The organism is uncultured Aliiroseovarius sp., from assembly GCF_947497285.1.
GTDB lineage: Bacteria > Pseudomonadota > Alphaproteobacteria > Rhodobacterales > Rhodobacteraceae > Aliiroseovarius.
Genome location: NZ_CANMFT010000010.1, coordinates 20,347 through 42,434, shown reverse-complemented (window position 1 = coordinate 42,434; position 22,088 = coordinate 20,347). Strand labels below are relative to the sequence as shown.

At 62.4% G+C, this 22,088-nt stretch carries 25 protein-coding genes; 11 read left to right on the top strand and 14 right to left on the bottom strand.

What is annotated here, in order from left to right; genetic code table 11:
- The first annotated feature begins 128 nt into the window (after positions 1 to 128).
- The 9 genes from cobA to Q0864_RS15685 are packed head-to-tail and all read left to right on the top strand — an operon-like array spanning position 129 to position 7,779.
- A complete protein-coding gene (gene cobA, locus Q0864_RS15725) occupies positions 129 to 893 on the top strand; it encodes a uroporphyrinogen-III C-methyltransferase (protein WP_298571630.1) in 765 nt (254 codons plus the stop codon).
- Positions 886 to 1,191 carry a cytochrome c gene (locus Q0864_RS15720; RefSeq protein ID WP_248369913.1) on the top strand — a complete coding sequence of 102 codons (306 nt, stop codon included), beginning with the start codon at positions 886 to 888 and terminating at the stop codon, positions 1,189 to 1,191. Before cobA ends, Q0864_RS15720 begins: the two co-directional genes overlap by 8 nt.
- Positions 1,188 to 2,339, top strand: a complete 1,152-nt coding sequence (locus Q0864_RS15715) for a cytochrome D1 domain-containing protein (protein ID WP_298571624.1) — start codon at positions 1,188 to 1,190, stop codon at positions 2,337 to 2,339. The genes Q0864_RS15720 and Q0864_RS15715 overlap by 4 nt, the downstream gene beginning before the upstream one ends.
- Positions 2,340 to 2,342: 3 nt before the next feature.
- Positions 2,343 to 3,341, top strand: a complete 999-nt coding sequence (locus tag Q0864_RS15710) for an Lrp/AsnC family transcriptional regulator (RefSeq protein WP_298571621.1) — start codon at positions 2,343 to 2,345, stop codon at positions 3,339 to 3,341.
- Positions 3,338 to 3,790 carry an Lrp/AsnC family transcriptional regulator gene (locus tag Q0864_RS15705; protein ID WP_298571618.1) on the top strand — a complete coding sequence of 151 codons (453 nt, stop codon included), beginning with the start codon at positions 3,338 to 3,340 and terminating at the stop codon, positions 3,788 to 3,790. Before Q0864_RS15710 ends, Q0864_RS15705 begins: the two co-directional genes overlap by 4 nt.
- Positions 3,787 to 4,275 (top strand): AsnC family transcriptional regulator, encoded by a 489-nt coding sequence (locus Q0864_RS15700; protein WP_298571614.1) that lies wholly within the window; start codon positions 3,787 to 3,789, stop codon positions 4,273 to 4,275. The genes Q0864_RS15705 and Q0864_RS15700 overlap by 4 nt, the downstream gene beginning before the upstream one ends.
- A 1-nt stretch (position 4,276) precedes the next feature.
- Complete coding sequence (gene nirJ, locus Q0864_RS15695; RefSeq protein WP_298571612.1) at positions 4,277 to 5,491, top strand: heme d1 biosynthesis radical SAM protein NirJ; 1,215 nt, start codon at positions 4,277 to 4,279, stop codon at positions 5,489 to 5,491.
- Positions 5,466 to 7,028 carry a nitrite reductase gene (locus tag Q0864_RS15690; RefSeq protein ID WP_298571610.1) on the top strand — a complete coding sequence of 521 codons (1,563 nt, stop codon included), beginning with the start codon at positions 5,466 to 5,468 and terminating at the stop codon, positions 7,026 to 7,028. Before nirJ ends, Q0864_RS15690 begins: the two co-directional genes overlap by 26 nt.
- Before the next feature lie 31 nt (positions 7,029 to 7,059).
- Positions 7,060 to 7,779 carry a CbiX/SirB N-terminal domain-containing protein gene (locus tag Q0864_RS15685; RefSeq protein ID WP_298571607.1) on the top strand — a complete coding sequence of 240 codons (720 nt, stop codon included), beginning with the start codon at positions 7,060 to 7,062 and terminating at the stop codon, positions 7,777 to 7,779.
- A gap of 3 nt (positions 7,780 to 7,782) precedes the next feature.
- Here Q0864_RS15685 and Q0864_RS15680 read toward each other — a convergent pair whose 3' ends face one another.
- From Q0864_RS15680 to Q0864_RS15665, 4 genes are read right to left on the bottom strand one after another with little or no spacing between them, the layout of a single operon-like run.
- Positions 7,783 to 8,286: a DUF2478 domain-containing protein gene (locus Q0864_RS15680; RefSeq protein ID WP_298571604.1), complete on the bottom strand. Its 504-nt coding sequence runs from the start codon at positions 8,284 to 8,286 to the stop codon at positions 7,783 to 7,785.
- The gene (locus Q0864_RS15675; protein WP_298571601.1) at positions 8,283 to 9,194 is read right to left on the bottom strand and encodes a U32 family peptidase; all 912 of its coding nucleotides are present in this window, start codon (positions 9,192 to 9,194) and stop codon (positions 8,283 to 8,285) included. The genes Q0864_RS15680 and Q0864_RS15675 overlap by 4 nt, the downstream gene beginning before the upstream one ends.
- A gap of 3 nt (positions 9,195 to 9,197) precedes the next feature.
- Positions 9,198 to 10,175 (bottom strand): peptidase U32 family protein, encoded by a 978-nt coding sequence (locus Q0864_RS15670; RefSeq protein WP_247038949.1) that lies wholly within the window; start codon positions 10,173 to 10,175, stop codon positions 9,198 to 9,200.
- Entirely contained in the window at positions 10,175 to 10,717 is a 543-nt protein-coding gene (locus Q0864_RS15665; RefSeq protein WP_298571595.1) for an SCP2 sterol-binding domain-containing protein, read from the bottom strand. The genes Q0864_RS15670 and Q0864_RS15665 overlap by 1 nt, the downstream gene beginning before the upstream one ends.
- Positions 10,718 to 10,857: 140 nt before the next feature.
- Between Q0864_RS15665 and Q0864_RS15660 the strand changes: the two genes are divergently transcribed.
- Together Q0864_RS15660 and Q0864_RS15655 are read left to right on the top strand one after the other, a co-directional pair.
- On the top strand, positions 10,858 to 12,360 hold the full coding sequence (locus tag Q0864_RS15660; RefSeq protein ID WP_298571783.1) for a UbiD family decarboxylase: 1,503 nt from the start codon (positions 10,858 to 10,860) through the stop codon (positions 12,358 to 12,360).
- Positions 12,357 to 12,917, top strand: a complete 561-nt coding sequence (locus Q0864_RS15655) for a UbiX family flavin prenyltransferase (RefSeq protein ID WP_298571592.1) — start codon at positions 12,357 to 12,359, stop codon at positions 12,915 to 12,917. Before Q0864_RS15660 ends, Q0864_RS15655 begins: the two co-directional genes overlap by 4 nt.
- Here the strand turns inward: Q0864_RS15655 and Q0864_RS15650 are convergent.
- From Q0864_RS15650 to Q0864_RS15605, 10 genes are all read right to left on the bottom strand, one after another.
- Positions 12,914 to 13,165, bottom strand: coding sequence for a FeoC-like transcriptional regulator (locus tag Q0864_RS15650; RefSeq protein WP_298571590.1), 252 nt, complete (start codon positions 13,163 to 13,165; stop codon positions 12,914 to 12,916). The genes Q0864_RS15655 and Q0864_RS15650 overlap by 4 nt on opposite strands.
- A gap of 1 nt (position 13,166) precedes the next feature.
- Positions 13,167 to 15,455 (bottom strand): Fe(2+) transporter permease subunit FeoB, encoded by a 2,289-nt coding sequence (feoB, locus tag Q0864_RS15645; protein ID WP_298571587.1) that lies wholly within the window; start codon positions 15,453 to 15,455, stop codon positions 13,167 to 13,169.
- Positions 15,452 to 15,700, bottom strand: a complete 249-nt coding sequence (locus tag Q0864_RS15640) for a FeoA family protein (RefSeq protein ID WP_298571584.1) — start codon at positions 15,698 to 15,700, stop codon at positions 15,452 to 15,454. Before Q0864_RS15640 ends, feoB begins: the two co-directional genes overlap by 4 nt.
- 107 nt (positions 15,701 to 15,807) lie before the next feature.
- Positions 15,808 to 17,031 (bottom strand): 5-aminolevulinate synthase, encoded by a 1,224-nt coding sequence (gene hemA / locus Q0864_RS15635; RefSeq protein ID WP_298571581.1) that lies wholly within the window; start codon positions 17,029 to 17,031, stop codon positions 15,808 to 15,810.
- Between the two features lie 388 nt (positions 17,032 to 17,419).
- On the bottom strand, positions 17,420 to 18,640 hold the full coding sequence (locus Q0864_RS15630; RefSeq protein WP_298571578.1) for an NnrS family protein: 1,221 nt from the start codon (positions 18,638 to 18,640) through the stop codon (positions 17,420 to 17,422).
- Between the two features lie 116 nt (positions 18,641 to 18,756).
- Positions 18,757 to 19,005: a hypothetical protein gene (locus tag Q0864_RS15625; RefSeq protein WP_248369933.1), complete on the bottom strand. Its 249-nt coding sequence runs from the start codon at positions 19,003 to 19,005 to the stop codon at positions 18,757 to 18,759.
- Positions 19,002 to 19,205: a hypothetical protein gene (locus tag Q0864_RS15620; RefSeq protein ID WP_298571572.1), complete on the bottom strand. Its 204-nt coding sequence runs from the start codon at positions 19,203 to 19,205 to the stop codon at positions 19,002 to 19,004. Before Q0864_RS15620 ends, Q0864_RS15625 begins: the two co-directional genes overlap by 4 nt.
- 76 nt (positions 19,206 to 19,281) lie before the next feature.
- Positions 19,282 to 19,545, bottom strand: a complete 264-nt coding sequence (locus Q0864_RS15615) for a hypothetical protein (protein WP_298571570.1) — start codon at positions 19,543 to 19,545, stop codon at positions 19,282 to 19,284.
- Complete coding sequence (locus tag Q0864_RS15610) at positions 19,545 to 20,093, bottom strand: cytochrome c oxidase subunit 3 (protein WP_298571568.1); 549 nt, start codon at positions 20,091 to 20,093, stop codon at positions 19,545 to 19,547. The genes Q0864_RS15615 and Q0864_RS15610 overlap by 1 nt, the downstream gene beginning before the upstream one ends.
- On the bottom strand, positions 20,090 to 22,036 hold the full coding sequence (locus tag Q0864_RS15605; RefSeq protein WP_298571565.1) for a nitric oxide reductase D protein: 1,947 nt from the start codon (positions 22,034 to 22,036) through the stop codon (positions 20,090 to 20,092). The genes Q0864_RS15610 and Q0864_RS15605 overlap by 4 nt, the downstream gene beginning before the upstream one ends.
- Positions 22,037 to 22,088 lie beyond the last annotated feature (52 nt).

Sequence of the window (22,088 nt, the reverse complement as noted above, 5' to 3'; positions counted from 1 at the left end):
CATCTTACCCTCACAATTCGGCCGAAGCCTCACCCGCTGGCGATGTCTATGTTCAGACGCATGTATTATGCTGTCGCTCGTCTCGGGTATCTGGCTTGCAGCCATCCAAAGGACGAGCGAGAAAAGACATGACCGGTAAAGTTTACCTGATCGGCGCAGGCCCCGGAGACCCGGAGCTGATGACCATGAAAGCCATCCGTATGCTGAAAGAGGCAGACGTGGTGGTCTATGACCGGCTTGTGTCAGACGATATCGTCGCCATGGCCAAACCGGATTCCGAGATGATTTTCGTCGGCAAGGCCTCGAATTGTCACACGGTGCCGCAAAATCGAATCAACGAGATTCTGGTTGAAAAAGCCCGCGCCGGGCACGTCGTAGCCCGCCTGAAAGGGGGCGATCCGCTGATCTTCGGGCGTGGCTCGGAAGAAGCTGGGTATGTCGTGTCCCAAGGGGTCGAAGTCGAATACGCCCCCGGCATCACCGCCGCACAGGGTGCCGCCAGCGTCACCGGCGTTCCGCTGACCCATCGCGGTTTGGCGACCAGCGTTCAATATGTCACCGGTCACCGTCAGGCCGACAACGTGCTGGATCTTGATTGGAAACGACTGGCCGATCCGACCACCACGCTGGTCGTCTATATGGGAGTGGCCAATATCGGCCAGATCGCGGTGGGCCTGATGACCGAAGGCCTGTCCGGCACGACCCCCGTCATGGCCATTTCGCGTGCATCCACACCTGACGAGACGCGCATGATCTCGACCCTTGATCACGTCGCGCAAGACGCCCGCAATGCCGGGTTGAAGCCACCCACCCTGTTCATTATCGGCAAGGTCGTGTCGCTTTATGATGCGGTCCAGTTCGATCCCGCCCAAGAGGTCGCCGCCCATGCCTAGCCTTCTGGCCTTGTTGCTTCTGACAGGTGCCGCCCATGCGGGCGAGGCACCTGTGGACCCGGTCGCGCTTCAGCGTCTGGTGCATCAGGATTGCGGCTCATGCCATGGCTTGACCCTGAAAGGCGGTCTTGGGCCCGATATCCGGGCCGAAACCATCGAACATTACGACGCCGATGTGCTGCAATCTGTCATCCTTGACGGTATCCCCGATACCGCCATGCCCCCTTGGCGCCCGCTGATTTCCGAGGCCGAAGCGGCCTGGATCGCTGACTATCTGCTGAAAGGCGACACCCAATGAAATCCCTCATTTCCGCGCTTGCCCTTGCCGCCACCCTTGGCACGGCCGCGCTTGCCGACACGATTGCAACTGGCGATCTGGGTCTGGTGATTGAACGGGCCAAAGGCTCGGTCCTCTTGGTCGACCAATCCGACCGCGCCTCCATTGCCCGGATCGAAGGCTTGGGCGATCTGTCCCATGCCTCGATCGTGTATTCATCTGACGAACGCTACGCCTATGTGTTTGGCCGCGACGGCGGGCTGACCAAGGTCGATATTGTTGAACGCAAGATCGCAAACCGCGTGGTGCAGGGCGGCAACTCCATCGGCGGGGCGATTTCTGACGATGGCAAGCTGGTCGCCGTATCAAACTATGAACCCGGTGGCGTGCGCATTTTTGACGCCGAGACGCTGGAACTGGTTGCCGACATTCCTACCGAATCGAAGACCATCGGGCTGGTGGACGTCCCCGGTCGCCGCTTCGTGTTCACCATGTGGGACACGGGCGAGACGTGGATTGCCGATATGTCAAACGGCCCCGAGCCCGAGATCACCAAGATCACCGACATGGGTAAAAATCCCTATGACGCGCTGGTCACCGGCAACGGGCGCACATACATCACCGGCCTTTTTGGTGAAGACGGGCTGACCGCGCTGGACCTGTGGGAAGATGACCCCAAACCCATCCGCGTCATGCCCAACTATGGCCGCGGACAGGAAGAAATGCCGGTTTACAAGATGCCCCACCTCGAAGGCTGGGCGCTGACCGGATCGGAATTCGTGCTGCCCGCCGTGGGCCACCACGAAGTGCTGTGGGTCGATGCCCAAACGCTGGAAGAAACCGGCCGCACCAAGACCTATTCCCAACCCGTTTTCGCCATGGCGCGCCCTGACGGTCGTCAGGTCTGGGTCAATTTCGCCCACCCGATGAACGACACCATTCAGGTGATCGACACGGTAACGAAAGAGGTGATCCACCAGTTCAAACCCGGCCCCGCTGTGCTGCATATGGAATTCACCCCGCGCGGCCATGAAATCTGGGTCAGCGTGCGGGATGAGAACAAAGTGAAGATCTACGACACGCACAGCTACGAGCTGCTGCGCGAGATTGACGCCGACAGCCCCTCGGGCATTTTCTTCACCGCGCGCGCGCACCGGACAGGGCTGTAAGCGATGAAAGATGTCGCCGATCCCATTGACCGCGCCCTGCTGGACGATTGGCAGCGAGATTTCCCCGTGGTGTCCCGCCCTTTCGCCGAACTGGCAAAAGCGGCAGGCACCAGCGAGATTGACGTGCTGAATCGCTTGGCTGATATGCAGGAAAACGGCACGATCACGCGGGTTGGCGCGACCTGTGCGCCGAACACTCTGTCGGCGTCGACACTCGCCGCCGTCGCCGCCCCCGAAGGTCGCATTGAAGAGGTCGCGGCGATCATCAACGAAGACCCCGGCGTCAACCATTCCTACGAGCGTGAGGACCAGTGGAACATCTGGTTCGTCGCCACCGGGCCGGATCGCGATGCGGTGAATGCCTCGCTTGAACGGATATCGGATCGCACCGGCCTTCGCGTGCTCGACCTGCGCCTGATGCGCCCGTTTAACATTGACCTTGGCTTCAAAATGGCCGGGCAAGACACACCCGTCATGCACGCCACGCCCCGTGCGCTGGATATGTCCGCGATCCGCGATGGCGACAAAGCGTTGATGAATATCCTGACCAAAGGCATGCCCTTGGTCGCCGCCCCCTATGCGGTGATTGCCGACCAACTTGGCCGCAGCGAAGCCACCGTTCTGGCCCGCGTCTCTGCCCTAACGGATGCTGGCGTTCTATCGCGCCTTGGCGTCATCGTGCGCCACCGCAAGCTGGGTTGGAAATCCAACGCAATGGTTGTCTGGCAAGTGGCCGAAGCTGACATCCCCGAGGCTGGCACCCAACTGGCTACCCTGCCCGGCGTGACGCTCTGCTATGAGCGCTGCCCGGTCGCGGATGTCTGGCCCTATCGCCTCTATTGCATGATCCACGCCCAATCGCGCGAGGCCGCGATGGCGGTTCTGGACAAGGCCCGCGCCCTGCCCGCGCTGGAAGGTATCGACCACAAAGTGCTGTTCTCCACTCGCTGCTTCCGCCAAACCGGCGCGATGATCGCGAAAGAAAAGGAGGCCGCAGAATGACCGCCCTTGACGACATCGACCGCGCTTTGGTGAACGCGTTGCAGGACGACCTGCCGCTGGACCACCGCCCCTTCGCACCCCTGGCCGAAAAACTTGGCCTGACGGAAGAGGCGCTTTTGGACCGTGTCCGCGCCTTACGCGCATCCGGCGTTCTGACCCGCTTCGGCCCGTTCTTTGACGCGGCCGCCATGGGCGGGGCGTTCTGCCTGTGCGCGATGGAAGTGCCGGCGGATCGGTTTGACGAGGTCAACGACACCGTCAACGCCCACCCTGAAGTGGCCCACAACTATGAACGTTCGCACAAGCTGAACATGTGGTTCGTGCTGGCCTGCGAAACACCCGAAGGCATCGCCAAAATTGCTGCCCGGATCGAGGATGAAACCGGCCTTAAAGTCCTGCAATTCCCGAAGCTCCAGGAATTCTACATCGGGTTCAGGGTGGCGGCATGAGCATTGACGCAACAGACCGCGCCATCATCGAAGCGCTGCAATCCGGCCTGCCGCTGGTCCCAGCCCCTTACGCCGAAGTGGCCGAGAAGCTGGGGCTGGAGGAGTCCGACCTGACCACGCGCCTTGCCGCGATGAAGGAAAGCGGCGTCATCCGCCGGATCGCCGCCGCGCCCAATCATTACAAACTGGGCATGACCGCCAATGGCATGACCGTTTGGGATGTAGACGACGCGGTGTTGAACGAAGTTGGCCCGAAAATCGGCGCACTGCCCTTCGTCACCCACAGCTATGAACGCCCGCGCGCCCTGCCCGACTGGCCCTATAACCTGTTTGCCATGGTCCACGGATCCTCGCGTGAAGAAGTCGAGGAAAAGCGCCAGCAGATCGTCGAGCTTCTGGGCGATGCGCTGCGCGGCTCGGACACGCTCTACTCCACTCGCATTCTGAAAAAGACGGGGCTTCGGCTTCGCAAGAAAGGGGACTGATATGTTCCGCCTGACCGAATACATGCACCAACTCGCCAAACCCACCCCCGTGCGCCAACGCCGGGGCGACGGGATGGTGAAACCCGTGGTGATCTGGAACCTGACGCGCCGCTGCAATCTGAAATGCCGCCACTGTTATACCGTGTCGGCAGACGTGAATTTCCCCGGCGAACTGTCGGAAGCGCAGGCCATGGACACGTTGGAGGATCTGGGTCAATTCAAAGTCCCCGCGATCATCCTGTCGGGCGGCGAGCCGCTGGACAGTCCTTACCTGTTCCCGCTGGCCAAACGAGCCCGCAAACTGACCCGCGTTCTGGCCCTATCCACCAACGGCACCAAAATCCACGGCGAGACCGCCGATCAGGTGGCCGAGATCGGGTTCAACTATGTTGGCATCTCGATCGACGGGATTGGCGAAACCAACGACTGGTTCCGCGGCGTGGATGGCGCGTTTGACGATGCGGTGCGCGGTGTGCGCGAGCTGAAAAAACGCGATGTGCGCGTTGGCCTGCGCTTTTGCCTGACCGAAGGCACGCAGCACCATCTGCCCGACCTACTGAAGCTGTGCGACGACGAAGGGGTCGACAAATTCTACCTGTCCCACCTTGTCTATGCCGGGCGCGGCGACAAAAACCGGGGCGAGGATGCCCACCACCTGATGACCCGCAAGGGCATGGATCTGCTGATCGACCGGGCGTGGGAAAGCGCCTCGGGCGGGCGGCAGTTGGACATTGTCACCGGCAACAATGACGCCGATGCGGGCTATTTCCTGCAATGGGCGGCCGAGAAGTTTGACGCCGAGAAAGTCGCCCATCTGCGCGAACATCTTGTGGCGTGGGGTGGCAACTCCTCCGGCATGGGCGTCGCCAATATCGACTTTCTGGGCAAGGTCCACCCCGACACCTATTGGTCCGACTACACCGTCGGCAATGTGAAAGACACGCCGTTTTCCGAACTGTGGACCAGTGATGACCAAATGCTCGCCACCCTGCGCACCCGCCCGCGCCCCTTGAAAGGCCGCTGCGGCGCCTGCGCGATCAAGGATGTCTGCGGTGGCAACACCCGCATCCGCGCACTGCAGGTGACGGGCGATCCGTGGGCCGAAGATCCGGCCTGCTATCTGACGAATGACGAAATTGGCGTGACCGATGCCGACCGGCTTGAAGTCACCCCCTTCCGAGGCAAAAGCAATGACCCGAAACACCAGTTTTTCTAAAGCCCTCGCGCTGACCGCAGCCCTGACCGCCCTGCCCTTTGCAGCAAATGCCGACCCAGAGGCGGACTATCAGGAACACTGCGCCGAATGCCACGCCGAGAACCGTCTTGGCGCGCAAGGCCCGGCCTTGATTCCTGAAACGCTGGCCCGGATGCGCGGCCCGAAGATCGCCGAGGTCATCCGCGATGGCCGCGTCACGACGCAGATGCCCGCCTATTCCGAAGAGCTGTCGGAAGAGCAGATTGCCGCGCTGGCCGACTATCTGAAAACCCCGCTGGATGTCATTCCCCCATGGAATGAGCCTGAGATCATGGCCAGCCGCGTGATGGACGAAGACTATGCGCCCGTTGACGCGCCCGTCTGGCCGTCCGACCCGATGAACATCACGCTGGCGGTGGAAACCGGCGATCACCACGTGTCCGTTCTTGATGGTGATACGTTCGAGGTGCTGGATCGATTCGAAACCCCCTTCGCCGTCCATGGCGGCCCGAAATTTACCCCTGACGGCAAGTTCGTCTTCATCATGTCGCGCGACGGCTGGGTGCAGAAATATGACATCTACGCGTTGAAACAAGTGGGCCGCGTGCGCGCCGGTCTGAACAGCCGCAACATCGCCATGTCGGGCGACGGCAAATGGCTGGCGGTCGCGAACTACCTGCCGAACACGCTGACCATCCTGTCCACTGATGACCTGTCAGTCGCAGAAGTGCATCAGGTCGAGGGGAAAGACGGCACACCCAGCCGGGTCTCTGCCGTCTATCAGGCCCCCCCGCGCGACAGCTTCGTTCTCGCGCTGAAGGACGTGCCGGAAATCTGGGAGGTCTCTTACAGCAAGAACCCCGACATGGGCATTTATGCCGCCGGGTTCACCCATGATTGGCGCATTGAAGGCCCGACCAAGCAGGACACGCCCTTCCCGATCCGCAAGATCACCACGCCCGACTATCTGGACGATTTCTTCTTCGATCAGAAATACGAGCACATCATGGGCGCGTCGCGCAAAGGCGAGGATGGGTTGGTCATCGACCTGGTGATCGGCATGAAAGTGGCCGATCTGGACTTGCCAGGCATGCCGCACCTTGGGTCGGGCATCACGTGGGATTGGAACGATACAAAGGTCATGGCCACCCCGCACCTGAAAGAAGGTGTGGTGTCGGTGATCGACATGAACAGTTGGAAAACGGTCAAGCGGATCACCACCGAAGGCCCCGGTTTCTTCATGCGCAGCCACAAAAACTCGCCCTATGTCTGGGCCGATGTTTTCTTTGGTCCGAACAAGGACAAGATGCACATCATCGACAAAGAAACGCTTGAGATCGTGAAGACCTTGCAACCCGTGCCGGGCGCGACCGTCGCCCATGTCGAGTTTACCAAGGACGGCAGCCACGCGCTGGTGTCGGTCTGGGAAGATGAGGGCGAGGTGTTGGTCTATGACGCGAAGACCCTCGAGATTGTGAAGCGCTTGCCGATGCGCAAACCGTCGGGCAAGTATAACGTCTGGAACAAGATCACCTTCGAAGAAGGCACCAGCCACTAACCCCGCGCCAGCTTGCAAAAGGAGCCAGCCATTGGACCATATCGACGCCCTGATCGTCTCGCACGGCCAACCCTCGTCGCCCGATCCGGCCGAAGCCGCGTTGGCCGCTTATGTCGCGCAGGTGCAGGCCCATGTGCCAGACTTGCGGCTGGGATCGGCCACGCTGGCCAAACCCGGCAGCCTTGACGCACAGCTTGAACGCATGGCCCCCGGTGCGGTGATTTATCCGCTGTTCATGTCCGATGGCTGGTTCGTGCGCACCTGTCTTGCGGGGCGTGTGGGCGACGCGCCTTTTGCGGTGATGACGCCATTTGGCATGGACCCGGACCTGCCGGATCTGGCTGCCGCTGGCCTGCGGGCCGAAGGCTGGGCCGATGGCGATCCGCTGCTGCTGGTCGCGCATGGGTCGGGCAGCGGGCGCCCTGCGCCTGAACGCGCGACGGATGATTTCGCCAAAGCTCTGGCCACCGCGCTTGGCGGCGCGAACATAACGGTCGGGTTTCTAGAGCAATCCCCCACCATTCCCGAGGTCGCAAAAGGCTTGCCGGACAATGTCCTGTGCCTGCCCTTCTTCGCGATGGAGGGCGACCACGTGCGCGAAGACGTGCACGAGGAACTGGGTGAGTGCGCCTTCAAAGGCCGCGTTTTGCCAGTCATCAGCCAATTGCCCGGCGTCGATGCGATGGTCGCCCGCGCCATCAAGGCGAAACTGGCCGAAGGAAGCGCCGCACAGCAGGCGGCGTCGGCCTAACGCCTAGCCGCGCACCCATGTCAGGATTGCGTCGGGATTGGCAGGCAGAGTTTCGGCCATATCGCCAACAAATTCGGCAAAACCTTTGCGGCTGCCCTCGCCCGCGCTTAGGCCCACCAAAACCGGGATGTCTTTTTCAAGCGCATCGGCGATGGCGGTGCGAAAGCCGCGGCCTTCGGCCTCTTCCGGGCCAAACTTGTTCAGGATGAAGGCATCCGCGGCCAGGCTACTGGCCTGATCCACGGCGGCCACGGCTTCGGCAATCGCTTCGGGGTTCAGACGGCACCCATCCGACCCTTCGCCCAGCGATTGGGTGATGCGGATGGTGCGATTGTCCGCCAGAACACGCACGTCCATGTCGCAATGGTGCGAGCCTTCGGGCATGTCCTGCAAAACCTTGACGATGCCGTTCAGCACGAAGCCCTCGGCCTCAAGGGTGGCGGCGGCCTCGGAAATCAGGCGGTCGGTTTCGCCCCGCCCATCTGCGGTGATGCAAGCGATCCTCATGCAGGCTCTCCTTCTTTGGCGCGCGACCAGTCCGCACCGCGTGCGCCGGTCAAAAACCCGTCCGAAAGGCGCATTCCGCCTGACAGGGTTTCCAATTCAGCCGACAATGCAGCGGCGTCCAGCGTTCCGTCAATCCGGTCGCGCCACGCCTGACAAACGCGCGCAAAATCGCCGGTTTGGGGTGATAGACGCAGGGCGGTCACGCCCGCTTTTTCCAGCACTTCCAACTGGTTGGCCATGCTGGCGCAACTGTCCGACAGGGTTTGAACGCCGTTCATTGCCAAAAACGGCTGATCTTCCAACGTGCGCACAGACAGCCCATCGGGGTCATCTTCGCAGGCAAACTGGCAATTGTCCTTGGTCCGCTTGTGCAGCCGCGCATGATAACACCGGCCCGAGATCGCGAGCGGCAAACGCCCGTGCCCCCAGACCTCAATCGCCACACCGCGCGCCGCACCCTCAGCGGCCAGTGCCGTGACAGATGCCAACGGCAATTCAGGCGGCAGGCAAATGCGCGTGGCCCCACGATCAGCGAGCCATGCCAGCGTGCCTTCGTTATAAACGTTGACCAAAGGCCCCACCGAAAACGGCGCGTCCTTGGGCAGATAGGCCAGCGTGGTCAGGTCGTTCACCTCGACCTCGACACCTGCATCGGCCAGCTCGGCAGTCAGCTTGCGTTCGCGTTTCAACGTCACGAGGGCAAGCGAGGTCACGGCAACCTCTTTCCCCGCCTCCAGCAGCGTTTCAATCGCCCCTGGAATGCGGTCTTGGTAAAACGGCAGACGTTTCGAGCAGACAAGCTCGCCCAGCACGACACGCTCGACGGGGGCGGTGGCCATCTGGTCGTAAAAATCGCTCCACGCGTCTGCTTTCCAGAAGAATTGGTTGGGTCCGACGGTCAGCTGCATGGGTTATCTCCAAGTCTTCTTATAGGCTCCGGCAGTTGCGGCCTGCCCTTCGGTCAGTTGCGCCAACATCCCCTCGGGCATCGGACGCCCGGCGGCTTGGGCTTCAACGGCGGCGCGGAAGTTGCGCACCACCTGCGCGACATAGGACCGCGAGCGTTGCCGCCCCTCAATCTTCAGCGCCGTCACACCCGCCTTGGCCAGTTGCGGGATCAGTTTCTCAGCATTCAAACTGACCGGATCTTCGAACAGATGCCCGGTCGCGTCGCCTGCGCTAAAGCACCCCTTGCACAGCGTGGGGTAAGGTGCGGGTTCATCCGCGCCGACCTTGTGGATGGTGAACCCGCCCAGCTTGGCCGACAGCGCGCCGTGATCGTCGTGGTATTCCACATGGCTCGCGGGCGAGCACACGCCGTTCATGTTGGGCGACAACCCGGTGGCATAGGATGACAGCGAACAGCGCCCTTCCGCCATCACGCACAGACCGCCGAACACAAACACCTCGGTCTCGACCTCGGTTTCGGCGTTGATCGCGGCAATTTCGGGCACGGACAGAACGCGCGGCAGCACGACGCGCTTCACGCCAAACTCGCTGGCATAGAAATTCAGCATATCGGCATTGGCGGCGGCGGCTTGCACCGACAGGTGCCGACGCAGGCCGGGATGGTGCTTGGCCGCGTAGGCCAGCAAGCCCAGATCGGCCAGAATCACCGCATCGACGCCGCATTTTTCCGCGTCCGCCACAGCGCGGTGCCAGATCGCCTCGGCCCCCGCGCGGGGGTATGTGTTGATCGCCACCAGCACTTTCGCGCCGTGGTCATGGGCAAATTTCACGCCTTCGCGCATTTCGTCCCGGTCGAAGTTCAGGCCGGGAAAGTTGCGCGCGTTGGTTTCATCGGCAAACCCGCAATAGACGGTGTGCGCCCCCGCTTTCACAGCCGCGCGCAGGGATGCGGGCGTGCCGGCGGGGCAAACGATTTCCATTACCACAGGGGGTCCTCCTCGTGGCGCGACAGGGCCACGCCGGTTTTGGTTTCAGCAAGCCCAATCAGGCGCTTGACCTGAGGGGCGAAGGGGCCGGACATCGCTTCGGCCTCGGCGGCCAGATCAAGTTCGGCGTCGTCAATCGCGTTGCGCAGGGCCAGAACGGCGGCGGTATCGCCTTCGATCACCAGATCGCGCGAGAAAAACAGCGCATCGCCATCGTAAACCCCGTGCACCATGCCCAGAAGCCCGGAGAGAGGCCCGGCGATCCGCGCATCCCCCTGCATGGGTTTGCGCGACAGCCGCAGGCGGGGATGACCCGCGCGCGGCTCCAGAAGCAGTGTCACCGGCAGGTCGGTCGGGTCCAGCACGAAGCGCGTATTGCTATAGTCGCCCAACCGCTTGAACATTGACGGATGCCGCGTCGCCATCCTCCTCGCAAACGCGCCGAGCGCCAACGAGATCGGGGTCAGAGGCAGCCCGCGCAGGGCAAAGGCGGGAAGGCGTGGAAAAACAGGCAGTTGGACGGCATGGTCCTGCATGGCGCACCTCTTCAATGCGGGCAAACGGGTGTTTACACCGGACTTTCATATCAATCTGGGCGCGCGGTAACTTGACCTTGGTCAATTGCCGCATCACAGCCCGGTGATAGCGGTGAACGATCTGCAATATGGAGCCGACCATCCGCACCCTGCCCCCCTTCCCCACGCTGCGCGCTTATCTCGACTGGGCAGCTTCGCGCGGCGATCTGACCGCCGTGCCTGACCCCGTGTCGGTGCGCCATCAGATGACCGCCGTGCACCGCGCGGTGTTGGAACGTGGCGGGCCGGTTCTGCGTTTTGACAAACCCGTGCTGGATGGGGGCGGCGTGTCCGATGTGCCGGTCGTGGTGAACCTGTTTGGAACGCCCGAACGCGTCGCCGCTGGCCTTGGCATCGCGCCCGACAAGCTGGACGATCTGGGTGCGTTTCTGGCCGCCTTGCGCGCGCCCACGCCGCCCGACGGAATGCGCGATGCGCTGTCGCGCTGGCCCATGCTGAAAGCCGCCCTTGCCACGCGACCCAAGATCATGCGCCGCGCGCCCGTGCAGGCCGAGGTTCACACGGACCCGGACCTGTCAACGCTGCCGATCCAGACCCATTGGCCGGGCGACGCGGGGCCGCTGATCACATGGCCCGTGGTGCTAACCCGCCCCTTTGACAGCGACGCGGGCGACGTGAACCGTTACAACGCAGGCGTTTACCGCGCACAGGTGATTGACCGCAACCGCATCATCATGCGTTGGCTGGCCCATCGTGGCGGCGCGGCGCATCATCGGACGTGGGCCGCGCAAGGTGAACCGATGCCCGTGGCAATCGCCTTGGGGGCCGACCCGGCCACGCTTCTCTCCGCAGCCCTCCCCTTGCCTGAAACAGTCTCGGAACTTGGCTTCGCGGGCGTCTTTTCCGGCGCGCGTCCCCGCCTTGTGCCCGCCAAGACTGTCCCCCTGATGGTGCCAGCGGATGCCGAGATGATTATCGAGGGCTGGGTCCATCCCACCCAAACCGCGCCCGAAGGTCCCTTCGGCGATCACACCGGATACTACAACCAAGTCGACCCCTTTCCGGTGATGCAGGTCAGCGCCCTGACCCACCGCAAAGATCCGATTTACCTGTCCACCTATACGGGCCGTCCACCCGATGAACCCGCCATCATTGGCGAGGTGTTCAACCGCCTCGCCCTGCCCCTGATCCGCGCGCAGATCCCGGAAATCCGCGATCTTTGGCTGCCCCCCGCCGCCGCGTCCTATCGCATGGCGGTGATCAGTATCGACAAACGCTATCCGGGGCAGGCGCGCCGGGTGATGATGGCGCTGTGGGGGATGTTGCCGCAATTCAGCTATACCAAGATGATCGTCGTGGTGGATGATGACATCGACCCGCGCAATTGGGATGACATCGCATGGGCGCTCGCCACGCGGATGGACCCGTCGCGCGATGTGACAATTCTGGAGAAGACGCCGATGGATTACCTTGATTTCGCGTCACCCGAACCTGGTTTGGCCGGGAAAATCGGCATTGACGCCACCAACAAGATCGGCGCGGAAACCAGTCGCGAATGGGGGGACGTCATGCACACCAACCCGAAAGACGCGGCCTTCGCCGCTGACCTGTTGGCGCGACATTTGCCGGAGCTGTCCCAATGACCCGCGTCGTCCTTGGCATTGCAGGCGCATCAGGGGCTGCCCTTGGCCTTGCCACCGCGCGGCATCTTGCGGCGGTCGGGGCCGAGATTGACCTTGTCATCAGCGCCGCCGCCGAACGCACGTTGCTTGAGGAATGCGGCGCGGATGCATTCGACCAGATCACCGCCACGGCCACCCGGTTTCACGAACGCGGCAATATCGGCGCGTCCATCGCGTCAGGCTCCGCCCCCGTGGATGGGATGATCGTCGCGCCCTGTTCCATGCGCAGCTTGGCGGCGATTGCAAACGGGCTGGACGACAACCTTCTGACCCGCGCCGCCAGTGTTCAATTGAAAGAACGCCGCCCTCTGGTCCTGATGACCCGCGAAGCCCCGCTGACCCTCGCCCATCTGCGCAACATGACACAGGCCACAGAGATGGGGGCGATCATCCTGCCACCGGTGCCTGCGTTTTACATGCTGCCAGACAGCGTGGAACAGGTGGTCGATCAGATCGCCGCGCGGGCGGTGGACCTATTGCGGATTGCGCCACCGATTGCGTTGGACTGGAAAGGCTAGGCGCGGCCTGCCACCCACTCATAGGTTTCAAACGCAGCGTTCGACGAACAACTGCCGCAGCCGACCTTGATCGCACAGCCGCCGCAATTGTCGGCCACATCGACCCGTCGGATCACGCCCTTGCGCTGCCAATGGTCCAACATGCCGCGAATGGCTTCGGGTTGCATATGAAACCTGTGCGACAGATCCAGAAGGCTGGCATGCCCATGTGTTTTCACATAGTTGCGGATGTCCAAAAGAACGGCCATATCACTCCGCCCCCACGGCAAACGGTGTCGGGCGATTGCCCAGCCACCTGAGGAACAGGAACACGCCGGCCAGCGCCGCCAGGATCGACACGATCCATATGGTCGAGCTGTCGGGGTGGCGATCAAATCGCGCGATCTGGTAAAACATCACCGCCGCACCGTAAGCCAGACCCATCGTCCAGGTGCTGGCAAACAACGCCCATTGCCAGCCCGTTTCGCGCCAGATGGCTCCGATGGCCGCGACACACGGCATATACAGCAAGATCAGCAGCAGATAAGCGAACGCCCCGGCCTGCCCGTCATAAAGGCTTGCCATCGTCCCGAAGGTCGAGCGTGACACCTCTTGCGTCTCCGCCGCCACGTCCGGGTTTGACACATCGCCGATGTTCAGCCCCAGCGGGTCGGGCGCCATGCCAATCGCGTCGCGCAGGTTGGGCAGGATCGTCGCACTGGCCTCTTTCACGCCTGCCACCAGCGAATAGGGGGTGCCGTCATCCGGTTCGGGCGTGGCATAAAGCGTGTTCAGCGTGCCGACCACGGCCTCTTTCGCCAGAATGCCGGTGAAAATGCCGACCGTGGCGGGCCAGTTGTCTTCCTCGATCCCCAAAGGGGCGAAGGCGGGGGTCAGGCTGCGCCCAATTTCCGACAGGACCGAGGCCTCGCTGTCCTCGTTCCCGAAACTGCCATCGGTGCCCCATGAGTTCAGGAAGGCCAGCACAGCGACCATCAAGACGATGACCTGCCCGGCCTCGGTCAGAAAATCGCGCATCCGGTGCCAGGTGCGATGGGCCAACCCGCGCAAGGTCGGCAGGTGATAGGGCGGAAGCTCCATCACGAAAGGCGTGGGTTCGCCCTTCAGAATGGTCAGCTTCAGCATCAGCCCGGTGCCGACGGCGGCCAGCAGCCCCAGCAGATAGAGCGCAAACACAAGGTTCTGCCCGCCCACCGGAAAGAACGCGGCGGCAAACAGCGCATAGACCGGCAGTCGCGCGCCGCAGGACATGAAGGGCGCCATCATCACGGTCAACGTGCGGTCGCGCGCGCTGTCCAAGGTGCGCGTCGCCATGATCGCGGGCACGTTGCAGCCAAAGGCCACGATCAGCGGCACGAAACTTTTGCCCGGCAGGCCGATCATCCGCATGAACCGGTCCATGACAAAGGCCGCGCGCGCCATATAGCCCGAATCCTCCAACACCGAGAGCGCGAAGAACAGGCAGGCGACGATGGGAATGAAGGTGGCCACGGTCTGAATACCGCCGCCGACGCCATCGGCCATGATGGTGGTCAGCCAACCCGGCGCGCTGATCGCCCCCAGAAGTGCTGCGGTGCCATCGACAAAGATGGTCCCCGCCAGAATGTCGAAAAAGTCGATGAACGCGCCGCCGATGTTGATGGTAAACATGAACATCACATACATCGCGGCCAGAAAGACCGGGATGCCAAGCGCGCGGTTCAGGATCACCCGGTCAATGCGGTCCGACACGGTGCGGGCCACTTCGGAAGCGCGGCTAAGCGACTGTCCAACCAAGGCCGCCACCGCGTCATAACGCGCGCAGGCAATCGCGGTGTCGGCATCCAGCCCGGTGTCAGCCTCAAGTGCGGCGCGTTCGTCAGCGGCCTGCACGGCGACAGTGGGATCGGTCATCGCCGGGCACAACTCGTCGCCTTCCAGATGCTTGATCGCCAGCCAGCGCGGCACCCCTTGCGCGACTTTACCGGCCAGTGCGGTTTCCAACCGCGCGAGCGCTGCTTCGGTCGCATCGTCGAATTTCGGGGCGAATGTCGGCACTCCGTCCGCCGTTCGCATCAGGTCTTTCAACTCGGTCAACCCGCGCGCCTCGGACGCGACGATCTCGACCACCGGGCAGCCCAGTTCGCGCGACAAAGCGTCGGTGTCGATCACCAGCCGCCGCGCCCGCGCCACGTCCATCATGTTCAGCGCAACCACCACAGGCACCCCCATTTCGACCAGTTGCACGGTCAGATAGAGGTTGCGTTCAAGGTTCGACGCATCGACCACGTTCACGACAAGATCAGGCCGTTCCGACAGAATGAAATCGCGCGCGATGCGTTCATCCAGCGACGCAGCCCCGCCAGCAACCGACAGCGAGTAAACGCCCGGTAGGTCCACCAGCGTGATCAGGGTTCCGTGGTGATGCAGATCGCCCAGCTTCTTTTCAACCGTGACGCCCGGCCAATTGCCCACTTGTTGGTGGCGACCGGTCAGGGCGTTGAACAGCGTGGTTTTGCCGCAATTCGGATTGCCGGCAATCGCAACGACGCGTGTCATGACACGATGGGGGTGGGTATGAGCGCGACGTTGATCGCCTCGGCTTCATGTTTGCGCAGGCTCAGGGCGTATCCGCGCACGCGGATTTCGACCGGGTCGCCCAACGGAGCCAATCGGCTGACCGAGAACTCGGCCCCCAAGGTCAAGCCCATCGACAAAAGCTTGCGCCGATAGCTGGGTGAGCCGCCCAAAAATCCAGTGACCGTGGCGCGGTCGCCTATGTTCAGGTCTTTAAGCTTCGGCATCGTCTGCAATTCCTTGGGTGAGTCGGCTATTCCCGACTGAATTACACAGGTATATGCCGCGCGGGCAAGCCTCCAGCCTTGATCTGAGTCAATTTATCGGGTTTGGCTTACTGCGCTGCCATCGGAACCCGCGCAATTTCGCACTGGCGCCACAACTGTTCCAAAGCGCCCAACAGGTGCGCGATATCTGCATCCGAATGCACTGGCGACGGGGTGATACGCAACCGCTCGGTCCCCTTCGGCACAGTGGGATAGTTGATCGGCTGGATGTAGACGCCATAGTCGCGCATCAGCGTGTCCGAGATGAACTTGCACTTCACCGGGTCGCCCACCATCACCGGAATGATGTGGGACGGGTTGTCGATATGCGGAATGCCCATCGCGTCCAGCCCTTCGCGCACCTTTGCGACGCGTTCCTTCTGGCGATCCCGCTCGACGTTCGAGCGTTTCAGGTGCTGCACCGAGGCCCGCGCGCCTGCGGCCACGGCAGGTGGCAAGGCGGTGGTAAAGATGAACCCGCTGGCAAAGCTGCGCACGAAATCACACAGCTCGGCCGAGGCGGCGATGTAACCGCCCATGACGCCAAACGCCTTGCCCAGCGTGCCTTCGATCACCGTCAGGCGATCCATCAGACCTTCGCGTTCGGCAACGCCCGCGCCGCGTCGGCCGTAAAGGCCAACCGCGTGCACCTCGTCCAGATAGGTCATGGCGCCGTATTTGTCGGCCAGGTCGCAGATCTCCTTGATCGGGGCGATGTCGCCATCCATTGAATAGACGCTTTCAAAGGCGATCAGCTTCGGCGCATCGGGGTCGGCGGCGGCCAATTTGGCCTCAAGATCCTCAAGATCGTTGTGCTTCCAGATGACCCGTTCGGCTTTCGAATGGCGGATGCCTTCGATCATCGAGGCGTGGTTCAGCGCATCGGAAAACACAATGCAGCCGGGGATTTGTGACGCCAGCGTGCCAAGCGCGGCCCAGTTCGAGACGTAACCGGACGTGAACAGAAGCGCGCCTTCTTTGCCGTGCAGGTCGGCCAATTCAGCCTCCAACAACACGTGGTCATGGGTGGTGCCGGAGATATTGCGCGTGCCGCCAGCGCCCGCGCCCACCGTATCAATCGCGTGGTGCATGGCGTCCAGCACGTCAGGGTGCTGCCCCATGCCCAGATAGTCGTTCGAGCACCAGATCGTCACATCGCCGGTGCCACCTTCGCCGGTATGACGCGCTTGCGGAAAGGAACCGCGCTTGCGTTGCAGGTCAGCAAACACACGGTAGTTGCCGTCATCCTTCAGCGCATCAAGGCGGGTTTTGAAATAGTCTTGATAATTCATGGGACGTCCCTCCGGTGCCTTATCGGTTGTCGTATTGAACCGGATCGGCGGCGGGCCGGACATGATGTTTGTCAAGTGGACGGGAAAAACCGGGCCAACACGACGGCCCTTAGGGACTGCGCGCCAAAAATAGGAGAGTAAGACCAACCGCCCGCCCCCAGATTGGGGACACCCGGCCTCGGAACGCATGAAATGCGTCTGGGCGGTTGGCCTATGGGTTCGAAAACCCGAACGTGATCGGTTTCGCCGCCGGCCTCACCCAAGAACAGAGGCGACATTGATCACAGAGGCCGTATTCGAATTACAAAACAAGGATGCCTGCGCAACCTCGGCGGGTGGGCCTTGGGCGAAATGTGGCACATCGCGGATCGGCTGCACTTAACCAACGTCAAGACGGTGCGGTTTTCATATGCGGCGGCAACGGGGGTGGCGGCGGCGGTGCAGGGCGTGCGGTGCGCGCTTGGGTCAGCGCGGGGATCATCCCGACAAGGAACAGCGCAAACGCCCCGATCCACGCGGCCCCGGCGATCAACACCAGCGCGTCATACCAGCCATAGAGCAGATCCGAGGCCAGCCAACGGGTCAGCGCCGACAGGATCATCAGCCCATAGCCGACCGCAACCGGGCGCGGCACAATCGGCGCGCGGCCCGTGTGGCCCAGCGTGGCGCGGCTCATCACCGCCAAAGTCATGCCGCCAACGCCGCCCAGACCCAGAACATGCAGCGCGCCGACCTCGTCCCCAATGCCCCACCCGGCCAAAGCAAACAGCGCCAAGCCGATGACCAACAGCCCTTGGGCGGCAAAGAGTGACCACAAAAGAGGGTCGCGCAACGACCAATGCGGGCGCCAAAGGCTGATCCGCAACCCGTGCAAAATCGCCAGAACCAGCGCAATGATGGGGGTCAATGGGGGCAAAAGCACGCTCCACGGAAGCGCGATGGAAGTCAGGATCGCGGCGCGATCCAGCCGGGGCGTGACAGGCGGCAAAGCCTCGGGCGGATGGCCCGCGCGGTTCATCGCGTTGCGGATAAAGCCGGGCGTCACTCGTCCACCCAGAACGACGATCAACCCACACAAGGCCAAAAGCCCGATGCGAAGACCTACGCTAGCGCCGTCCGGCGACAGGCCCAGCCAATCCAGATGCACCGCCAGGTTTGCAGCCAGCAACGTGGCAAGGAAAATCAGAAAGATCGCGTGTTGCGCCTTTGGGCGTTTGACGAGCTGCACCCCAATGCGCCCTGTCAGCACCGCCAGGAATGACAGATCGACTGCGGCCACCAGCACAGGCGGAAGCGCTGCGGATTGCCAAAGCGCAACACGGCCCGCCAGCCACAAGGCGGCCAGCACCCCGATGACCAAACCGCGCCCGCTGGCGACAGCCGTCAGAAAGAACCCGGCAACCGCCGCGCCCGCATAGCCAAAAACCATTTCATGGGCGTGCCACAGGTGCGGGGCCATCGACAGGCCCGACAGATCAGACGCGGTGCCCGTGGCTTGCCCGCCCAGCCAGACCTCCCATATCAAGCCGGAAAGAATGGCCCAGATTGCAGCGCCCAGAAAAAAAGCGCGAAACCCTTCGCTGAGGACGCGTTTCACCACATTTGCCATGACTGGCCCCCTATTGGCTGACGTCACGCAGCCTATGGGTCTGACGCGCGCGACCAATGACCAAAGTCAAGTCCTGCGCATGTGAAACGAAAAAAGGTGGCGGGTCGGCGGGCGTGTCAAGCGTCGTCTTCGGCCTGCGTGATCATGCCGTGGGCCCATTTGCCCAAGACCCACGCAAACGGCACGCCAAGGATCACGCCACCCGCGATCGCCTCGAACGGGGTAAGCGCACGCAGGCCGATGGCTTGCAGCATCAAGAACAGGAAAAACAGGTTCACCGCCGCAGCCCCCGCCGCAAACGGATAGATCACAAGCGCCACCGCCCAGACGGGCCAGCGGCCTGAACTGTCTCCGTGATCGGTCATTTCTTGCGAAACACGGATTTCTGCACGGCAACCAGCGCAAGGATCAGCGCAATCGCAGCCCCCAACAGCCACAGAGTCGCGCCGCCAACAGCGTGCGAATGTCCGTCGATCACCGCTTCACGCAGTGGGGTCTGGTCGTGGTGGGCAAAGGCGGGTGAGGCCACGATGCCAGCCAATATGGCCAGTGGAAGAGTTTTCATAGCAGGGCTCCTGTCATGTTCTTTGTTCATCATATTGTAACGGCATGACGCAAGGCTTGATCATCATCAAGCAGCACTACATCGCCAACGGCATGGCATAAATAAGGGCGGCCAGCCCCAAAAACCCGACCAGAAAGGCGGTGAACCCGCCCCGGACAGCGCGCGCCACGCGCAGGCCCAGATAATCGGACAGGATCACAAAGGATTTCAGGCCCGACAGGACCAGAACGGACAGCACAAAGACCGGGCCAGCCTCGGGCAGGACACCCGCCAGAAAGGTCGTGGCGACGCTCAGGCCAATCAGCAGGAAAAACGCGCGGGTCAGGATTGCGTTGCTCATCAGTGCACCAGATAGATGATGGGAAACAGCAGAACCCAGACCAGATCGACCATGTGCCAAAACCCGGCACCTGCCTCAAGGTTGCGCGGCGTGCCCCAGCGCATGAGCAGCGCGAAAACGATCAGCCCCGCCACAACATGCAGCGCGTGAAACCCGGTCAGCAGATAGTAGAAGGTGAAAAAGTCGCTGGTTTCGATGTCGATCCCGTGGCGCGCTTTTTCGGCGTATTCGAACCCTTTGACCACAAGGAACACGACACCAAATGCCATCGCAGCGGCCAGCCAAAGACGCATGCTGCGCACCGAATGGGCCGCAGCATTCACCGCGCGCGCTGCACAATAGCCGCTGGTGACAAGGACGATGGTGTTGGCCGCGCCCGCGACGCGGTTCAGCGCCTCTTGGTCGGCGGCAAACGCCACGGGGTCCATGGCCCGCATCCCAAGGAATGCCAAAAGACCCGCGCCGAACACCAGAAGTTCGGACACGATCAACACCCAGATCATCAGATCTCCGGGCAACTCGTCGATGATAGAGGTTTGGTCGGTCATGCCCCACCGGTAATCTGGCGGTAGATTTCGGGCAATGCGGCAGTCAGCCGCGTCGGGTCCGGCACAATCGAAAATCCGCCCGCGCCAAAGATGCGATGCACCCAGCCCTGCCCTTTGTGATCAACGACGACGCCGTGCACCGCGTGACCCTTCATGCGGGCCTCGCGCACCGCCATGCGGCTATCTTCGATCCCGTGGCGGCCTTCGTAATGGTCCAGATCGTTGGGTTTGCCATCGGTGATGACCAGCATCAGGCGGCGGGTGTTGGGTCGGTCGTCCAGCCCGGCCGTAGTATGGCGGATCGCCGCGCCAAGGCGTGTGTAAAACGCAGGGGACAGCCCGCCGATCCGTGCCTCAACCCGCGGGCCCATTTTTTCGTCGAACCCTTTGCATTCCTGCACATAAACGCGGCCGCGTTTCAGGGATGAAAACGTGTTGATCGCGAAATCATCGCCGCACGCCTCTAGCCCCCACGCGAGCGCGGTCAGCGCTTCTTTTTCGACATCAATCACCTGACGGTCGCCAATCGCGCTTTCGGTTGAGCGTGATACATCCATCAGGACCGAGATCGCCAGGTCACGTTCCATCACCCGCGCCGCGCGATAGACCCGGTCGCTGGACCGGCCCGTGGCGCGCAGTTCGACCTGCGCGGCAATCGCGGCTTCAAGGTCCAGCTCGTCGCCGTCCAATTGGCGCGGCAGGATCACGCGTTTGGGGCGCAATGCCTCAAACTGACGTTTCACGGCGCGAATGCGGCGGTTGGTGGCGGGGTCGTGGTCGATCGCCTCCTCCTCGTCCGCGACGCTGGACAAAACCCGCGCGTGGTCGGGGATATAGCTATTCGTGCGGTGGTCCCATTCGGGATACATGTGCTTGCCGGACAGGCGTTCGCGGTCGGCATCTTCGGGCGACAGATCAAGGTGAAACTTCAGCCGCGTGGCGGTTTTCTTTGACACCTGTCCCAACGCCAGCTCGTCCTGATCGTCAGCCGCACGGCGTGCGTTATCGTCGTCATCATCTTCGATGCGACGGTTCATGTTCAGGCTTTCAACCCAGGAAAAGATCGCCTCGAACCGGTGCAGGATCAGGCTGTCGCGCCGTTCGGCCTGATCGCTTTCAGACCGGCGTGCGGCCTTGGTGCCTTCGGCTTCTTCGCCCGGCCCGCTGCCTTGCTCTTCATCGCCTTCGCCCAGCCGATCCACCGGTGCGCGTGCCGCCATCGGACGCAGGTCGGGCCACATCGGCACCGGGCGAAACGGGCGATAGCCACGCGGGGCAGTCAAATGAGACAGATCGGCATCGGGCGACCGGATCAGCGCCACATAGTCCAGCGCCAGCTTGCCCGTCGGCTCTGGCCCGCCCAGCAGGTGATCAATCGCCGCTTCCATCGCAGCCTCGGCACTGGGAAGTTTTGCGTCAGGGCGCATCGCGCGGCACGCCCCCACCAGCGTTTCGTAAAAGCCGCGCAGGCCGGGGCAATCTTGCAACGTCGCCTGCGTCATCGCGATTGACGCTTGCAGGGCGCGAAGATCGGCGCGCAACGGGTCGTCGTCACCGACCGGGTCAGGCGCGTGCGCGACGGACGCGACAAGCCAGAAATACAGCGCCGCGTTGGCCTCGCGGGCGGGGAATTCAGCGATGGTTTCCGGCAGGCGCAGCGCTTCGCCATCAAAGCTGGGGCGCGCCTGCGTTTCGCGCCACGTGCCAAGCGACCGGCGAAACGACAGCCGGTGATGCGAGGCTGCGACGGTCGCCAGTTTTATCTCGGTGGAATGTGACCCGCCAAGGCCACGGAAAAACACGCCCAGACGGCCTTCGACATCGGCCAGATTGACGGCGTTTTCATCGTGAATGCCCGGTGCGTCCAGTCGGCTGGCGTATTTGTGCCAGATCTTGCCAACGGTTTCTTCGGGCTCGAAGGGATCAAAGATGCGTTCGGACATGGGGAACCTCGGGTGATTAGGCGGACCGTCCAGTGTAGAAAGACCCGCGACC

What these genes read in the sequence shown, in the direction of transcription:
- Q0864_RS15690 (WP_298571610.1), top strand. Translation starts at nt 5,466, where the DNA reads ATGACCCGAAACACCAGTTTTTCTAAAGCCCTCGCGCTGACCGCAGCC.
- Q0864_RS15610 (WP_298571568.1), bottom strand. Translation starts at nt 20,093, where the DNA reads ATGACCGACCAAACCTCTATCATCGACGAGTTGCCCGGAGATCTGATG.
- cobA (WP_298571630.1), top strand. Translation starts at nt 129, where the DNA reads ATGACCGGTAAAGTTTACCTGATCGGCGCAGGCCCCGGAGACCCGGAG.
- Q0864_RS15615 (WP_298571570.1), bottom strand. Translation starts at nt 19,545, where the DNA reads ATGAGCAACGCAATCCTGACCCGCGCGTTTTTCCTGCTGATTGGCCTG.
- Q0864_RS15675 (WP_298571601.1), bottom strand. Translation starts at nt 9,194, where the DNA reads ATGCAGCTGACCGTCGGACCCAACCAATTCTTCTGGAAAGCAGACGCG.
- Q0864_RS15720 (WP_248369913.1), top strand. Translation starts at nt 886, where the DNA reads ATGCCTAGCCTTCTGGCCTTGTTGCTTCTGACAGGTGCCGCCCATGCG.
- Q0864_RS15680 (WP_298571604.1), bottom strand. Translation starts at nt 8,286, where the DNA reads ATGAGGATCGCTTGCATCACCGCAGATGGGCGGGGCGAAACCGACCGC.
- hemA (WP_298571581.1), bottom strand. Translation starts at nt 17,031, where the DNA reads ATGAATTATCAAGACTATTTCAAAACCCGCCTTGATGCGCTGAAGGAT.
- feoB (WP_298571587.1), bottom strand. Translation starts at nt 15,455, where the DNA reads ATGACACGCGTCGTTGCGATTGCCGGCAATCCGAATTGCGGCAAAACC.
- Q0864_RS15630 (WP_298571578.1), bottom strand. Translation starts at nt 18,640, where the DNA reads ATGGCAAATGTGGTGAAACGCGTCCTCAGCGAAGGGTTTCGCGCTTTT.
- Q0864_RS15715 (WP_298571624.1), top strand. Translation starts at nt 1,188, where the DNA reads ATGAAATCCCTCATTTCCGCGCTTGCCCTTGCCGCCACCCTTGGCACG.
- Q0864_RS15655 (WP_298571592.1), top strand. Translation starts at nt 12,357, where the DNA reads ATGACCCGCGTCGTCCTTGGCATTGCAGGCGCATCAGGGGCTGCCCTT.
- Q0864_RS15640 (WP_298571584.1), bottom strand. Translation starts at nt 15,700, where the DNA reads ATGCCGAAGCTTAAAGACCTGAACATAGGCGACCGCGCCACGGTCACT.
- Q0864_RS15700 (WP_298571614.1), top strand. Translation starts at nt 3,787, where the DNA reads ATGAGCATTGACGCAACAGACCGCGCCATCATCGAAGCGCTGCAATCC.
- Q0864_RS15710 (WP_298571621.1), top strand. Translation starts at nt 2,343, where the DNA reads ATGAAAGATGTCGCCGATCCCATTGACCGCGCCCTGCTGGACGATTGG.
- Q0864_RS15650 (WP_298571590.1), bottom strand. Translation starts at nt 13,165, where the DNA reads ATGGCCGTTCTTTTGGACATCCGCAACTATGTGAAAACACATGGGCAT.
- Q0864_RS15665 (WP_298571595.1), bottom strand. Translation starts at nt 10,717, where the DNA reads ATGCAGGACCATGCCGTCCAACTGCCTGTTTTTCCACGCCTTCCCGCC.
- nirJ (WP_298571612.1), top strand. Translation starts at nt 4,277, where the DNA reads ATGTTCCGCCTGACCGAATACATGCACCAACTCGCCAAACCCACCCCC.
- Q0864_RS15605 (WP_298571565.1), bottom strand. Translation starts at nt 22,036, where the DNA reads ATGTCCGAACGCATCTTTGATCCCTTCGAGCCCGAAGAAACCGTTGGC.
- Q0864_RS15620 (WP_298571572.1), bottom strand. Translation starts at nt 19,205, where the DNA reads ATGAAAACTCTTCCACTGGCCATATTGGCTGGCATCGTGGCCTCACCC.
- Q0864_RS15705 (WP_298571618.1), top strand. Translation starts at nt 3,338, where the DNA reads ATGACCGCCCTTGACGACATCGACCGCGCTTTGGTGAACGCGTTGCAG.
- Q0864_RS15625 (WP_248369933.1), bottom strand. Translation starts at nt 19,005, where the DNA reads ATGACCGATCACGGAGACAGTTCAGGCCGCTGGCCCGTCTGGGCGGTG.
- Q0864_RS15670 (WP_247038949.1), bottom strand. Translation starts at nt 10,175, where the DNA reads ATGGAAATCGTTTGCCCCGCCGGCACGCCCGCATCCCTGCGCGCGGCT.